Source organism: Streptomyces deccanensis (genome assembly GCF_022385335.1).
Lineage (GTDB): Bacteria > Actinomycetota > Actinomycetes > Streptomycetales > Streptomycetaceae > Streptomyces > Streptomyces deccanensis.
The window spans coordinates 7,526,076-7,541,261 of sequence record NZ_CP092431.1 but is presented as its reverse complement, the minus strand read 5'-3'; the positions used below and the strand labels follow the sequence as shown (position 1 = coordinate 7,541,261).

Here is a 15,186-nt window from a genome sequence, read left to right as displayed (position 1 = left end):
AGGTCTTCTCAGTGGGCGGCCACCGTCTGGTGCTGGGCCCGGCCCACGTCGTACACGCCCGGTACGTTCCGCATGGCGCGCATCAGGGCCGGGAGGTGGGCGGCGTCCGGGAGTTGCAGGGTGTAGGTGTGGCGGACGCGCTGCTGGGTCGGGGGTTCGACGGTGGCGGTGACGATGTCGACGCCTTCGAGGGCGATGGCCTCGGTGAGGTCGGCCAGCAGGTGGGGGCGCTGGAAGGACTCGGCGACGAGGGTGACCCGGAACTCGGTGGTGTCGCCCCAGCGCACGTCGATCTCCGGGCGCCCCAGCCCCTTCATCCGTGTGACGGCGGCGCATTCGACGCGGTGCACGGTCACCACTCCCCCGCGCACGGCGAAACCGGTGACCTCGTCGGGCGGTACGGGCGTGCAGCAGCCGGCGAGCCGGACGGTCGCCTCGGGCCTGTCGACGACGACCACGGCGCCGGCGGCACCCACGGTGTCGGGTTCGGCGGCAGGCTCGTCGAGTGCGGGGCGGAGGGTGGGCGTCTCGTCCTTGGGACCGCCGTCGCGCTCGTCCTGGGCGTCGGCGGCGGGTGACGGGTGGGTGGCGAGCCAGCGCTGGATGGCGATGCGCGCGGCGGGCGTGTGGGCGTGCTCCAGCCACTCTCTGGAGGGCTCGGAGGCCGCGTCCTGGCCCATCAGGAGCTGGACGGTGTCGCCGTCCTTGAGGACCGTGCTGAGCGTCGCCAGTCGGCCGTTGACGCGGGCGCCGATACAGGCGTGGGCGTCCTCGCCGTACTGCGCGTACGCCGCGTCCACGCAACTCGCGCCCTCGGGGAGCCCCAACGTGCCCCCGTCGGGCCGGAACACGGTGATCTCGCGGTCCTGGGCGAGGTCCTCGCGGAGGGTCGACCAGAACATGTCGGCGTCCGGGGCCGCCTCCTGCCAGTCGAGGAGCCGGGAGAGCCAGCCGGGGCGTGTGGGGTCGATGCGCTCGCCCTCGCCGTCGGTCCGGCGTCCGTCGGGCTGCTCCTCCGCGGGAGTGGCGTACGGGTTGCCGAGCGCGACCACGCCGGCCTCGGCGGCCTTGTGCATCCGGTGGGTGCGGATGAGGACTTCGGCGACCTGGCCGTCACCGCGCGCGACGGCGGTGTGCAGCGACTGGTACAGGTTGAACTTCGGTACGGCGATGAAGTCCTTGAACTCCGAGACCACGGGCGTGAGGCAGGTGTGCAGCTCGCCGAGGACGGCGTAGCAGTCGGCGTCCTCGCCGACGAGGACCAGGATCCGGCCGAAGTCGGTGCCGCGCAGCCGTCCGCGTTTGCGGGAGACGCGGTGCAGGGAGACGAAGTGACGTGGCCTGATGAGGACTTCGGCCTGGATGCCCGCCTCGCGCAGGACGCCGCGCACCTCGTCGGCGATCTCGGCGAGCGGGTCGGTGTCCTGTGCGGCGTTGTCCGCGATGAGTTCGCGGGTGTGGGCGTACTCCTCGGGGTGCAGGATCGCGAAGACGAGGTCCTCCAGCTCCGTCTTGAGCGCCTGCACGCCGAGTCGTTCGGCGAGCGGGATCAGGACGTCCCGGGTGACCTTGGCGATGCGTTCCTGCTTCTCGGGACGCATGACGCCGAGGGTGCGCATGTTGTGCAGCCGGTCGGCGAGTTTGATGGACATCACGCGGACGTCGTTGCCGGTGGCGACGAGCATCTTGCGGAAGGTCTCGGGTTCGGCGGCGGCGCCGTAGTCGACCTTCTCCAGCTTGGTGACGCCGTCGACGATGAAGCACACCTCCTCGCCGAACTCCTCGCGCACCTGATCGAGGGTCACATCGGTGTCCTCGACCGTGTCGTGGAGCAGAGAGGCCGTCAGGGTCGTGGTCTCCGCGCCGAGTTCGGCGAGGATCAGCGTCACGGCGAGCGGGTGGGTGATGTACGGCTCACCGCTCTTGCGCATCTGACCGCGGTGCGAGGACTCGGCGAGGACGTACGCCCGGCGCAACGGCTCCAGGTCGGCGTCGGGATGGTGGGCGCGGTGCGCCTCGGCGACATGGCTGATCGCGTCGGGCAACCGGTCGCGGGTCGTCGGGCCCAGGAGTGCGGCGCGGCCCAGACGGCGCAGGTCGATACGAGGTCGGCCCTTCCTGCGGTGCGCTGGTGGCGGCGCAGGGGCGGGCGATACGGCGGGGTTCGTGGCCTCCGCGCTCATGGGCACCTCCGGCTGCGTGGACCGGCGGACGGGTGCCCCAGGGCGTGCGGCGGCTCATGGGATCGTGTCGTTCCCCCGTCCGTGCCGGTGCTTGATGCTACCGAGCCCATCACGCCCGTCCGACCGCCTCTCGCCGAGCGTGAAACGGATCACCCATTCGAGCGAAGGTTCCGAGGTTTACGGTTTTTGGCCACCCCACTTGGGGGCGCCATGGATTCATACCCCTGAGCACGCAGTGGTCTTGGATCTCTACGACGTCCGCGCCACGGATGCCTTGATCTGAAGCCCTATCACACCTCAACGCACCGCGTTTTCCAGCCACTTGGCGTCGATCTCGCCCTCGGCGACGATCACCGCGGGGCCGGTCATCTCGATCTCGCCGTCGGGTCGTTCGGTGATGACCAGCGTGCCGCCGGGCACGTCGACGGTGTAGGTCGCCGGGGCGCCGGTGACCGCCGGGTCGGCGCCGTCGCGCCGGGCGGTGGCCACGGCGACGGCGCACGCGCCGGTGCCGCAGGAGCGGGTCTCGCCGGAGCCGCGCTCGTGGACGCGCATCGCCACGTGACGGGGGCCCCGGTCGACCACGAACTCGACGTTGACGCCCTGCGGGTAGGCGGAGGCGGGGCTGAAGGGGGGCGCGGAGAGGAGATCACCGGCGTCCGCGAGGTCGTCGACGAACGCCACCGCGTGCGGGTTGCCCATGTTCACGTTGCGCGCGGGCCAGCTGTGCTCGCCGACGCTCACCGTCACGACACCCTCGGGGAGCCGGGCGGCGCCCATGCCGACGGTGACGTCACCGTCCTTGTCGATGTGGACCTTCTTCACGCCCCCGCGCGTGGCGACGGCGAGGTCGCCCGCGGTGACGTGCCCGGCGTGCAGGAGGTAGCGCGCGAAGACCCGCACGCCGTTTCCGCACATCTCGGCGATCGAGCCGTCGCCGTTGCGGTAGTCCATGAACCACTCCGCCTCGGCGGCCAGCGCCTTCGCCTCGGGGTGGGCGGCCGAACGGACGACGTGGAGCACTCCGTCACCACCGATGCCCGCGCGGCGGTCGCACAGGGCGGCGACGGCGGCCGGGGGGAGGTCGATGGCGTTCTCGGGGTCCGGGACGATCACGAAGTCGTTCTCGGTCCCGTGCCCCTTGAGGAAGGCGATCCGCGTGCTCATTCCTCGATCGTACGGGAGCGCTCCGCTGGGTGAGCCGTGGGAGGGCTTGCGGTTTGGAGGGTCCGCGCGGGTGGGTCGTGGCTGGTCGCGCCCACGCGGCGGAGCCGCATATCGACACAGCCCCGCGCCCCTCACGGGGCGCTCCAGACGCGGCGCTCTAGCGGAGCCGTGCCACTCGCCAGACGGCCAGGAAGGCGACCGCGGCGACGACCAGGGCGTAGGCGAGGACGATGCGCCAGTCCGGACGGCGGCCTGAGCCGCGGGCGGGTAGGCCGGGCCACGTGTAACCGACGCGGCGGGCGGCCATCATGCCCCAGCCGGCCGCGGTCGCGCAGATCAGCAGACCGAGCATGGCGACCACGGCGCCGCCGTCGCCGAACTCGAAGGCGAGCGGGAAGGCGAACATCAGGGAGCCGACCGCGCCGAGGCCCACGATCGGGGCGAGCTGCCAGAGCCGCAGCCTGCGCTGGGGGCGCAGCTCGACCTCGACCTCCGGCCCGGTCATCTCGTCCGGTTCCGGTCCGTCGTCGCTGACGCCGTCGGGGGTCTGGTCCTCCGGGCCGTCCGGGCTCAGCGGATCACCTTCGGAATCCAGTGCGTACCCCTCGGTAACCAGCTGGTCCACGTCCTCCGCGGTGCCCTGCTCCGTGCTTTGTGCGGTGTCGCGAGGGCCGGCCTCCATCGCCACGCGCCCTCCCAACTCGGACTCCACTTGGTCGATCGAAGCTCGATGATGGCACGCCCCCGCGAGCCCGGATGACCGGCGGGGCGACCCGATGCCATGACGTGATCAGGCTGTGACCGGTCGTTCGATCAACGCCAGTGCGAGCTGCGGGAGTTCCGTCAGGTCGGCGAGCCCCCCCTTGAGCCAATGCACCCGTGGGTCCCGCCTGAACCATGAATCCTGACGGCGCGCGAAGCGCTTGGTGGCACGCACGGTCTCGGCCCGCGCCTCGTCCATCGTGCACTGCCCGGCGAGCGCCGCGAGGACCTGCTGGTAGCCGAGCGCACGCGACGCCGTACGCCCCTCGCGCAACCCCTGCGCCTCCAGTGCGCGCACTTCTTCGACCAGTCCGGCGTCCCACATGCGGTCGACGCGGCGGGCGATGCGCTCGTCGAGTTCGGGCCGTGCCACGTCGACGCCGATCTGGACGGTGTCGTAGACCGCGTCATGGCCCGGCAGGTTCGCCGTGAACGGCTTTCCGGTGATCTCGATCACTTCGAGGGCGCGGACGATGCGGCGGCCGTTGCTGGGCAGGATCGCGTGGGCGGCCTCGGGGTCGGCGGCGGCGAGCCGGGCGTGCAGCGCGCCGGAGCCGCGCAGGGTCAGCTCCTCCTCCAGCCGGGCGCGGATCTCGGGGTCGGTCCCGGGGAACTCCAGGTTGTCGACGGCCCCCCGGACGTACAGGCCCGAGCCGCCCACCAGGATCGGCCAGCGGCCGTCGGCGAGCAGGGCGTCGATGCGGGCGCGGGCGAGCCGCTGGTACTCGGCGACGCTGGCGGCGGCCGTGACGTCCCAGATGTCCAGGAGGTGGTGCGGGACTCCGTGGCGCTCCTCGGGGGTCAGCTTGGCGGTGCCGATGTCCATCCCCCGGTAGAGCTGCATGGAGTCGGCGTTGACGACCTCGCCTCCCAGGCGCTGCGCCAGAAAGACACCCAGATCGGACTTTCCGGCCGCGGTCGGTCCGACGACGGCGATGACCCGTGGAGGGGGAACTGCGTTACTCACCGACCCAGTCTCGCAAATGTCGGGGCCCGATCTCGAACGAGCTACGTGACGCGGGGGAGCCGGGGTCGTTGCGTGTTGCGTGTTCGCAGCGCCGGTTTCGAGTACCGGTGACCCGGATGACGCAATCGGACGCTCCGGGAGAGGGCGGGAATTAACCCGCATGATTAGCATTGAGGTTGATATGGGCGTTTTCTCACTGTTCCGTCGTAAGGCGAAGGACGCGGACGAGGCCGCCGTGACGGCGCCCCAGCCGGTCGCCGAGACGGAGGCGGAGAAGCCGGACGAGGCGAAGGGAACCACCGAGCCCGCCCAGCCGGAGGCCGGGAGCACGTCCGAGGCCGAGGCGAAGGGCGACGCGGCCGAGCCGGCGGCGGAGGCCGTCGACGCGGCGGACGACGTGGAGATCCCGAAGCAGCAGACGGCCGATCAGGCGGCGGACAACGAGTCCAGTGAGAACGCCCGCAAGTGACCACCCCTCGCGGGAAGGTGAATCATGGGCCTGCTGGATAATGTGAAAACCAAACTCTCCCCGGCCAAGGACAAGATCTCGCACCTCGCGCAGAAGCACGAGGACAAGATCCAGCACGGTCTCGACAAGGCCGCGCACACGGTCGACAGGAAGACCAAGGGCAAGTACAGCGACAGGATCCAGTCGGGCACGGGCAGGGCGAAGCACGCCATGGACCGACTCGCGCACCACGACGACGGTCACACACCGCCGCCTCCGGGCGGCGGCGGCCCCACGCCTCCGGGCGGCGGCGCCACGCCTCCGCCTCCGGCTTCCTGAACCCGCGCATCGTCGGACGGCCGCGGAGCCTCTCGCTCCCGGCCGTCCGCCGCGCCTGGCCCGCCGTCCAGGTCTATGACCAGGCGGCCACCAGGTAGCCCACGCCGTACGGCGCGTCGTCGTAGAGCAGGCTGCCGTCCAGGCCCGCGCCCTCCGCGGCGCCCGCGAGGATCTGCCAGGGGGCGCGACCAGAGGCCTGCAGCTCGCGGGCGAGCCCGGTGTCCAGCGCACGCAGAGCCTCGATGTCGGCGTCGTCGAGCGCACGCGCGACCCGCGCGTCGAAACCGGCCGCGCGGTCGTCCAGGTACCCCGGGGCCTTCAGCGTGCGGCACGCGCTGGCGTCGCCCATCACCAGCAGAGCGACCCGCCCGGCCGACCCGGCGACTTCCCTCCCGATGTGCATACACCGCTCGACGGTGATCGGTTCCGCCACCCCGAGCCCCTCCATCGGTGCGTCGGCCCAGCCCGTGCGGTCGAGCAGCCAGGCGGCGACGGCGAGGGAGGCGGGCAGCCGGGCCGTCGGGTCGCCGTTCCCCCCGCGCCCGAGGCGGACGTCGAGGTCCACGCCGAAGCCCCGGAACGAGCCGCCCGTGCCTTCCGGATACGACGCGTCGCGCCCGTCGGGGCCGACGACCACCAGCCGGTCCGGCCGCGCGGCGGCGAGCACCCCGAGCGCGTCCGCGCACGCGTCCCGCGCCGGTTCCAGCTCGGGCGCGGCCCCGGCGGCGACCTCGGGCACGAGCAACGGCGGACAGGGGCAGACGGCGGCGGCGACAAGCATGGTGCGCAGGGTAACTTCCGCAGCCCAGGGGTGACACCCGCGCCCTGAAGTGCGGGGAACTGCACGAACAAGCCCCACGCACCGGCAGCCCGCGAACAACCGTCAGGACCGAGCGGAACCCGCTACCGACGACTCCGCCGAAGTACCTCTACTGAAGAACCCCGCACCCACCCGTGGTGGCCGCCGGCAGCGGCTCCGGAGCCCCGATCTTCGGCAGCCCCAGCATCACCCCGGCCGCCTTCTCCGCGGGCGCGGCGTTCCGCTTCTCCCAGGCGTCGCCCGCCCGCGTCCGCCGTACGTCCAGGACCGCGCCCTCCGCCAGCAGGTGGTGCGGCGCGGCGTAGGTGATCTCGACGGTCACCACGTCGCCGGGGCGGACCTCCTGGTCCGGCTTGGTGAAGTGGACGAGGCGGTTGTCGGGGGCGCGGCCGGAGAGGCGGTGCGTGGCGCCGTCCTTGCGGCCCTCGCCCTCGGCGACCATCAGCTCCAGGGTGCGGCCGACCTGCTTCTTGTTCTCCTCCCAGGAGATCTCCTCCTGGAGGGCGACCAGGCGCTCGTAGCGCTTCTGGACGACCGCCTTGGGGATCTGGTCCTCCATGGTGGCGGCCGGGGTGCCGGGGCGCTTGGAGTACTGGAAGGTGAAGGCCTGGGTGAAGCGGGCCTCGCGGACCACGTGCATGGTCTGCTCGAAGTCCTCCTCGGTCTCGCCGGGGAAGCCCACGATGATGTCGGTGGTGATCGCGGCGTGCGGGATGGACGCGCGGACCTTCTCGATGATCCCGAGGTAGCGCTCCTGGCGGTACGAGCGGCGCATGGCCTTCAGGACCGTGTCCGAGCCGGACTGGAGCGGCATGTGCAATTGCGGCATCACGTTCGGCGTCTCGGCCATGGCGGCGATCACGTCGTCGGTGAAGTCGCGGGGGTGGGGCGAGGTGAAGCGGACGCGCTCCAGGCCCTCGATCTTTCCGCAGGCCCGCAGCAGCTTGCTGAACGCCTCGCGATCGCCGATGTCGGAGCCGTAGGCGTTGACGTTCTGGCCGAGCAGGGTGATCTCGGAGACGCCCTCGCCGACCAGGGCCTCGATCTCGGCGAGGATGTCGCCGGTCCGGCGGTCCTTCTCCTTGCCGCGCAGGGCCGGGACGATGCAGAACGTGCAGGTGTTGTTGCAGCCGACGGAGATCGAGACCCAGGCGGCGTAGGCGCTCTCGCGGCGGGTCGGCAGCGTGGAGGGGAACGCCTCGAGGGACTCGGCGATCTCGACCTGCGCCTCGTCCTGGATCCGGGCGCGCTCCAGCAGGACGGGCAGCTTGCCGATGTTGTGCGTGCCGAAGACGACGTCGACCCAGGGCGCCTTCTTGACGATGGTGTCCCGGTCCTTCTGGGCCAGACAGCCGCCGACGGCGATCTGCATGCCGGGGCGGGCGGTCTTCATCGGGGCGAGGCGGCCGAGGTTGCCGTAGAGGCGGTTGTCGGCGTTCTCCCGGACGGCGCAGGTGTTGAAGACGACGACGTCGGCGTTGCCCTCGCCGGCGTCCGCAGGCGCGCGGACGTATCCGGCGTCCTCCAGGAGACCGGACAGGCGTTCGGAGTCATGGACGTTCATCTGACATCCATAAGTACGCACTTCGTATGTCTTGACGCCCACTGCCTGACTCCGGTCGCTGCTGTTGGTCACTCCGTAAGCCTAAGGCAGCGCCCGGGGAGCCCTCGTCCCCAGGCGCTGCGGTCTCAGTGGTCCGCGTCGAGCACGGTCTCCGGGATCTGCACGTTGATCAGTTCGCCGGTGCGCGGGTCGACGGTGAGGCCCCGGCCGGGCTTGCGGCCGCGCAGGTGGGCGTGGGCGAGGCGGGCGCCGATGTTGTCGCCCTCCAGGATGCTCTGCGGGCCGAGGAGGACGCCCTTGCGGTGCCGTTTCAGGGCGCTGAGCCAGCCCATCGCGCCCGTCATGGTCTCGGCGGTGGCGGCGATGACGATGCCGATGCCGTGGTCCCGGCCGGACTGGGCCAGGGAGCGCAGGTTCTGGTCGATGTCCGGCAGGACGAACAGGTCGGCGTCGTCCACCACGACCACCCGGGGCCCGGCGCCGGCCTCCAGGGCCTCGGTGAACTCCTCGACCGTGGGTTCCGTCGCGGTGATCAGCCGTACGCCGGGGTGGCTCCCCAGGGTGCGCAGCGGCGACTCGCGCGGGGCGAGGACCACCAGGCGGGTGCCGGAGGCCAGCAGGGAGACGGCGAGGGCGGCGAGGGTGGTGCTGCGGCCGGAGCCGGGCGGGCCGACGACCGAGAAGGTGGGTGAGGTCTCCGCGAAGTCCACGCCGACCGGGGAGACGTCGTCGCCGCCGAGGCCCAGCAGACCCCACATCGGCCGCCGGAACTCCTCCCCCACCTTCTCGTAGGCGTCGGTGAACGTGACCTTCACCGGCAGGGTGCCGATGCGGGCGGGGCGGCGGTCGGCCGGGAGTCCGGCGTCGCGGCGGGTGGCGTCGGCGCCGATCGCGCGCAGTGCCTCGGCCTGCTCCTGGCCGGAGGCGCCGGGGGCGAGCAGGGCGACCTGGATCTCGGTGCCGCCGTCGGAGGTGAAGCCGCGGCCGGGGAGGACGAGGTCGGGGATGTCGCGGGCCCGTTTGCCTACGGCGTGGTAGTCGGTGCGGTCGTTCAGGCGCAGCAGCAGTTTGTTGTCGTTGAGGGCGGTGGCCCGGCCGGAGAGCAGGGCGCGCTCGGAGGTGGCGACGAGGTGGATGCCCGCCGCGGCTCCTTCCCGCAGGAGACGGTTGACCTGTTCGACCAGGCGTCCGCCGTTGTGGTCGGCGACGGCCTCGATCAGGGCGTCCCAGCCGTCGATGAACAGCATGACGTGAGCCGGGCGGTCCCCGGGGGCGACCAGTTCGCGCAGTTCGGTGAGGTTGCCGGCGTGATGGCGGGTGAGCAGCTCCTGTCGGCGCTCCAGATCGGTGTCGAGCCGCGCGAACAGCCGCTCCAGGCGCTCGATGTCACCGCGCGGGACCACGGCTCCGGTGTTCGGGAGCACGCCCAGCGCGGTGAGCGCGCCGCCCGCGAAGTCGATGCCGTAGAGGTGGACGTCGGCGCTGGAGTGGGCGCGGGCCAGTGCTCCGGCCATGGTGCGCAGCACCTGGGAGCGGCCGGAGCGCGGGACACCGACGACGTACAGGTGTCCGAACTCGGCGAGGTCCAGCCGGACCGGCAGCTGCGCCTGGGCCTCGGGGATGTCCGACAGGGCCCAGGAGACGGGGGCGAGCCGTGCGCCTCCGGACGTGTCCGGCTGGGGCAGATCGTCGATCAGGACGTGCTGGCCGAGCGCGGGCAGCCAGGGGCTGGGCTGCGGGACGCAGTCGGCGAGGCGGGCGGCCTCGGACAGGGCCTCCACCAGGGCGTTGAGGTCGGTGGGCGCCTCCTCGGCCATCAGGTCCGCCGGGTCCGTGTCCGGCCGGCCGTCCGGGGCTCCGGGCCGGGCGACGGCTCGGCCGAGGCGCTGCCAGTGGAGCGCGGTGCCCCAGATCCGGGCCTCCTCGGCGGCCTGCCGCTCCTGGCGGGCCCGGGCCTCGGCGGACGGCTTCGCGATGGGCCGGGGAGTGCCGGCGTACGCGGTCTGGAAGGGGACGACGGTGCCGTGGCCGAGCCGGGCCAGGGCGCGGCCGGGGGTCGCCGGGGAGATGCTGACGGCGTCCTTGGTGTCGATGACGTCCATGCTCTCCGAGGAGTCGGTGACCCGGAGCGCGATGCGCAGGTTGGTGTTGGCGCGGATGTCGGAGTTGACGACTCCGGCGGGGCGCTGGGTGGCCAGGATCAGGTGGATGCCGAGGGAGCGGCCGCGCTGGGCGATGCTGACGAGACCGGGGATGAAGTCGGGGATCTCCCGGTAGAGGGTGGCGAACTCGTCGATGACGATCACCAGTCGGGGCACGGGGGCCAGTTCGGGGGTCCGGCGGCGCATGCCCTGGTACTCGGGCAGGTCCTTGGCGCCGGCCTCGGCCAGGAGGTGCTCGCGGCGGGTGAGTTCGGCGGACAGCGAGGTGAGCGCGCGCTGCACGAGGTGGCTGTCGAGGTCGGTGACCATGCCGAGGGTGTGGGGCAGGTCGACGCAGTCCTTGAAGGCGCTGCCGCCCTTGTAGTCGACGAGGACGAAGGTGAGTTCGTCGGGGCGGTTCATCGCGGCGAGGGAGGCCACGAAGGTCTGCAGCAGTTCGGACTTGCCGGAGCCGGTGGTGCCGGCGACGAGTCCGTGCGGCCCGTCCTTGACCAGGTCGAAGGCGACCGGTCCGTCGTAGCCGGCGCCCAGCAGGACGCCGGTGGAGGCCGGGCGCTGCGACCAGCGGGCGGTGATCAGTTCGGCGCTGGGCTGCGGCAGTCCGAGGAGTTCCAGGAGTCCCACCTCGGTGGGCAGACCCTCGGAGGCGTCGGGGGTGACGTCCCGGATCGGGGCGATGCCCCGGGCGGCGCGTTCGCACCAGTCGGGCTCGACCAGGTCGGGGCGGATGTCGGTGATGTCGGGCAGCCCGGTGCGGCGCAGGGTCAGCCGGTGGTTCTCGTGGCGGACGACGGCGGTGCACTCCTCCGGCAGGAGCCGTTCCTCCTGGTCCAGGCAGAGCGGGAAGATCCGGACGCCGGGTCCCTCCTTGAGGATCGCGACCACGCCCGGTACGTCACGCAGCCGGCGGGCGCCGTCCATGACCACCAGGACGTCCGGCTCGCTCAGCAGTGCCTTGCTCATGGTGGACTCGGCGGCCCGCTGGCGGGTGCGCAGGGTGGAGACCAGTTCGGCGACGCGGTTGGCGACCGTCTCGGGGTCGTTGCCGATGAGGGTGACGGCACCGCCGCGGGTGCCGGGCAGTCCGTCGCGGGAGTGGGGCAGCCAGCGGGCCCAGTTCCAGGAGTCCTCGGAGCCCTTGTCGGTGAGGACGACGATCCGCAGGTCGCGCGGGGTGTGCAGGATGGCGGCCTGGGCCGTCATCCAGCGCGCCAGCGCCTGCACGGGGCCGGGCGCTCCGGCCAGTCCGACCACGCCGCTGTCGACCAGGCCGACGCTGACGGGGGCGTCCGGGATGGTCCAGTGGACGGCGGTGTGGTTGTCCTCGCGGGCCGTGTCGTCGATGCCGAGCAGCGACGGCTGCGGGGCGGTGCCGATGCGCAGGGCGAGGTGGTCCGGGTCGCCGCGCCGGCGCTCCCAGAGCCGTCGGCCGGGGCCGACCGCCCACAGTCCGGCGACCGCCGGGTCGGGCGCGCTCTCGGTGCGCAGCCGCCGCTCGGTGGCGACCTTCTCGCGGACGTCCTCCTCCAGGGAGGCCCGGCGCTGCCGGTAGACGCGGGACCGCTCCTCGTAGTCCTTGCGGGCCTGGCGCCGTCCGCTGACGTAGTTCGCCGCCATGAGCACCGGCGAGAGGAACATGAAGATCAGATAGAAGTACGAGTTCCAGAACAGCATCATGGCCACGCCGAAGACCATCGGGGCGAGCGAGACCATCAGCGGGATCGGCCTGCGGGCCGGGGGGTCGGGCGGGCCGGGCAGCCGGAAGCGCTCGGGTGCCAGGTGGGGCAGGATGCGCGGCGGCCGGTTGTAGTCGAGCCCGCCGCCGCCCTCGGACGGCACCACGGCGGCGTCCCTCGGGGTCGGTTCGGTCAGCCGCAGCAGATACTCGCCGACCGACAGCTCCGCTCCGACGTCCCACGGCTGCCAGCCGTCGGGGAGGGCCGGGCCTTCGGCGTCCTCCTCGGGGCCCGTGCCCTCCTCCTCGTTCTCCTCGTCCTGTTCGGCGAGGGGCAACAACGGGGTGTCGGGCCGCCCCCGGTGCTCCGGCGGTTCCGGCACGGACAGCCGGGCGGGCCCGCCCTCGCGGAGCTCCACGACGGCCGAGCCGTCCGGGCGTACGGTCACCCGGATGCCCTCGCTCGGCAGGCCGCGGCCTTCGAGGGGCACGGCGGCGTCCTCCAGGGGGCCGATGCCGTGGGTGCCGAGGCCGAGGGGGTACACGCGTCCGGCGTCGGGGCCGCCCACCACCTGGAGTTCGACCACGGGCGCGTGGTCGAGCCGGTGCGGCTGCGGCATCGCGTCGCGCTCGGGGCCGTACGCGGTGGCGGTCGGGGCCTGGGGGCGGCCCAGGGCGACGACGCTGCCGTCCATGAGCCGCGTGCCGGACAGCGGGGTGCCAGGCGCGAGGGGCTCGTCGCCCAGGAAGCAGGCGGGGGCGGGGCCGGGTGACGAGCCGTCGGTCTCGTCCGGCTCCCCGGCGCGCAGCCGGGCCAGGTGCGCGGCGACGTCCTCGACGGGGGTGCTGCCGGACGCGGTGAGCAGAACGTCCTGGCTGCCGCGGGAATCGGCGCCGTCGACTGTCGTGATGAGGAGTTTCACTTCTCCCCTTGCGGGTGGTTCGGGGGCGGGGGGTGGTGCGGGAGCGGACCCGTCGGTCAGTCGTCCCTGGTGGTGGAGGAGGCCGCGGTCGGGCGTTCGCGAGCGGTGGCCGGTTCCGCGAGCAGGTCGGTGCCGGTGGTGGTGGGGAGGGCGGGTTCCGCCTGGTGTTCCTGGAGGGGGGCGATCTCGTCCAGGAGGTGGGGGCGGGGCTCCTCGGGGCGGCTCGGGCGCGGGCGGGCCGCCGACGGCTCGCGGCGCAGACGGCGCCGGTCGGCGCGTACGGCGGCCACGACGGCGCGGCCCAGGGGGCCCGAGTCGGCGTCCAGGTCCAGCTCCGGCGCGGTCACCCGGCCGCGGCCGTCCACCCGGAGGGTCCAGGCGTGGCCCGCGACCCGGCCGTCGACCAGGCAGACGACGGCACCGGAGGCGGCGAGGGCGCCGAGCCTGCGGGCCTGGTCCGGGGTGGGGGCGGCGCAGACGACCACGGTGGTGGCGGCACGCCCCTGCTCCCCGATCTCGTCGGGCTCCCGGATCCCGCCGTCCTCGGCGGCGTCCGGGGCGGGCGCGGTCTCCAGCTCCGTCAGGAGCGTGTCGAGCCGTTTGCCCCGGTGCTGCGGATGGACCCCGTCCGCGACGACCACAGAGGCCCCGCTGCCGGGCCGGTCCAGCTGGGCGGCGAGTGCCTGGAACAGCAGGGCGCGGGCGGCGGTGTCGCCCTCGACCGTGATCAGCCGTGGTCCGGCGGCCAGGTCGACGTGGACACAGGCGTCGTCCGCCATGCCGACGGCGACCGGCAGCGGCCTGACCGCACCGGCGCGGGTGCGGCCCGCCGGCAACGCGTCCGCCTCGTCCAACGGCAGCTCCCAGCCCTGCGGGCCGGGCTCGGCGGCGGCCTCCCAAGGGGCGGGCGGTTCCGGCAGCCGGCGGGCGGCGATCTGCACACAGGCCCAGCCGGGTTCGAGACGCACGGCGTGCGCCACGGCGCCGGGGACGTCGGCGAGGGCGGCCGCCGCCGCGTCGAACAGCCGTCGTACGAGGAGTCCGCCCCGGGGGTCGGAGAGCTGCCGGGCGAGGGCGCGGACGCCTCGGCGGTGGCGACGGTAGGCCCGCAGCGGTTCGCCGAAGGCACGCCGGGTGAGGGTCAGTTCCCGGCCGACGCTCCGCCGGAACCGGCGCCAGCCGCCCCGCTTGCGGATCATGTGGCGCAGCAGCAGGACGAGCAGGATCAGCACGACCGCGGCGACGATGACGACGGTGAGCACCGAGTCACCGGGCTTGCCGAGCGCGACCCCCCCGCTGTGCGCGGCGAGGTCGGCGCCGGTCACGACGGGCCCGGTCATGCCGCCGCCAGGGCGTGTTCGGGGTGCCGGCGGCGCAGTTCCCGTATCGCGTGGTGGGTACGGGACTTGACGGTGCCCGGGGGGATGCCCAGGGCGTCCGCGGCGTCGGTGCCGGTGCAGCCGAGGACGTAGACGTAGAAGAGGACCTCGCGGTGGGGGTGCGAGAGCCGGGAGAGGGCGTGGACCATGAAGCGGCGCTGGACGGCCTGGCTCATCGGGTCCACCGGTTCGAGGTGCCTGTCCAGGGCGTGTTCGTGCTGGATGTCGGTGTGCACGCGCTCGCGGCGGGACCAGTCGATCACCAGGTTGTGCGCCACCCTCATCAGCCAGGCCCGGGACGGTGACCAGCCCGAGGGCTGGTTCGCGGTGCTCAACCAGGCGCGGACCAGGGTCTCCTGGACGAAGTCCTCGGCCCGCTGGCGGTCCCCCCGGATGAGGCTCGACACATAGCGCAGCAGGGGGCCGTGGTGCTCTTCGTAGAGTTTGCGGACGGAACCGTCGTGGGAGGAGGGCGCGGCCTCGCCGGTGTCCGGGGCGCTTTGGGACATGGCGGTACTGCTGGGTCTGGGCGTTCTCATGGATTCCCCCAGGGCCGGCGTTGGTCTCTGAGCCGGTCCGGTCGGGCGCCGCGGCGGCGGCGTTGGCTGGGCAAGGGGCTGAGCACGGGTACCCGGGTGACCTCACGGTTCGTGGGTGGAAGGTGAGGTTCCGCTGGGAGTCTATGAGCGCTTGCGGATGTTTCAAGAGTTCCTGAGAAGAACCTGAGGTTACTGACGAGAACGAAACCTTCCTTGCAGATGATCCGGAGAAACGACAGCGCTCGTGAGGTTCGAGCC

11 protein-coding genes are annotated in these 15,186 nt (G+C 72.8%); 2 read left to right on the top strand and 9 right to left on the bottom strand.

Going from position 1 to position 15,186, the window contains the following annotated elements; genetic code table 11:
* Positions 1–8: 8 nt before the first annotated feature.
* From L3078_RS33395 to miaA, 4 genes are all read right to left on the bottom strand, one after another.
* Entirely contained in the window at positions 9–2,183 is a 2,175-nt protein-coding gene (locus tag L3078_RS33395) for a RelA/SpoT family protein (protein WP_239757635.1), read from the bottom strand.
* A gap of 297 nt (positions 2,184–2,480) precedes the next feature.
* Positions 2,481–3,350, bottom strand: coding sequence for a diaminopimelate epimerase (gene dapF, locus L3078_RS33390; protein WP_239757634.1), 870 nt, complete (start codon positions 3,348–3,350; stop codon positions 2,481–2,483).
* Between the two features lie 157 nt (positions 3,351–3,507).
* Positions 3,508–4,032 carry a hypothetical protein gene (locus tag L3078_RS33385; RefSeq protein WP_239757633.1) on the bottom strand — a complete coding sequence of 175 codons (525 nt, stop codon included), beginning with the start codon at positions 4,030–4,032 and terminating at the stop codon, positions 3,508–3,510.
* Positions 4,033–4,140: 108 nt separating this feature from the next.
* A complete protein-coding gene (miaA, locus tag L3078_RS33380; RefSeq protein WP_239757632.1) occupies positions 4,141–5,079 on the bottom strand; it encodes a tRNA (adenosine(37)-N6)-dimethylallyltransferase MiaA in 939 nt (312 codons plus the stop codon).
* Between the two features lie 181 nt (positions 5,080–5,260).
* Here miaA and L3078_RS33375 point away from each other — a divergent pair, with 181 nt between their 5' ends.
* Together L3078_RS33375 and L3078_RS33370 are read left to right on the top strand one after the other, a co-directional pair.
* The gene (locus L3078_RS33375; RefSeq protein ID WP_239757630.1) at positions 5,261–5,548 is read left to right on the top strand and encodes a hypothetical protein; all 288 of its coding nucleotides are present in this window, start codon (positions 5,261–5,263) and stop codon (positions 5,546–5,548) included.
* Positions 5,549–5,572: 24 nt separating this feature from the next.
* Positions 5,573–5,866, top strand: coding sequence for an antitoxin (locus tag L3078_RS33370; protein WP_239757629.1), 294 nt, complete (start codon positions 5,573–5,575; stop codon positions 5,864–5,866).
* Positions 5,867–5,939: 73 nt separating this feature from the next.
* On the opposite strand, the gene L3078_RS33365 is transcribed toward L3078_RS33370, so the two are convergent.
* From L3078_RS33365 to L3078_RS33345, 5 genes are all read right to left on the bottom strand, one after another.
* Positions 5,940–6,647: a class III extradiol dioxygenase subunit B-like domain-containing protein gene (locus L3078_RS33365; RefSeq protein ID WP_239757628.1), complete on the bottom strand. Its 708-nt coding sequence runs from the start codon at positions 6,645–6,647 to the stop codon at positions 5,940–5,942.
* 148 nt (positions 6,648–6,795) lie between these two features.
* On the bottom strand, positions 6,796–8,322 hold the full coding sequence (gene miaB / locus L3078_RS33360) for a tRNA (N6-isopentenyl adenosine(37)-C2)-methylthiotransferase MiaB (RefSeq protein ID WP_275593187.1): 1,527 nt from the start codon (positions 8,320–8,322) through the stop codon (positions 6,796–6,798).
* A 53-nt stretch (positions 8,323–8,375) separates the two neighbouring features.
* Positions 8,376–13,010 (bottom strand): FtsK/SpoIIIE domain-containing protein, encoded by a 4,635-nt coding sequence (locus L3078_RS33355; protein WP_239760558.1) that lies wholly within the window; start codon positions 13,008–13,010, stop codon positions 8,376–8,378.
* A gap of 56 nt (positions 13,011–13,066) precedes the next feature.
* Positions 13,067–14,350 (bottom strand): hypothetical protein, encoded by a 1,284-nt coding sequence (locus tag L3078_RS33350; protein WP_239760766.1) that lies wholly within the window; start codon positions 14,348–14,350, stop codon positions 13,067–13,069.
* The gene (locus L3078_RS33345; protein ID WP_239757626.1) at positions 14,347–14,898 is read right to left on the bottom strand and encodes a sigma-70 family RNA polymerase sigma factor; all 552 of its coding nucleotides are present in this window, start codon (positions 14,896–14,898) and stop codon (positions 14,347–14,349) included. Before L3078_RS33345 ends, L3078_RS33350 begins: the two co-directional genes overlap by 4 nt.
* Between the last annotated feature and the right edge of the window lie 288 nt (positions 14,899–15,186).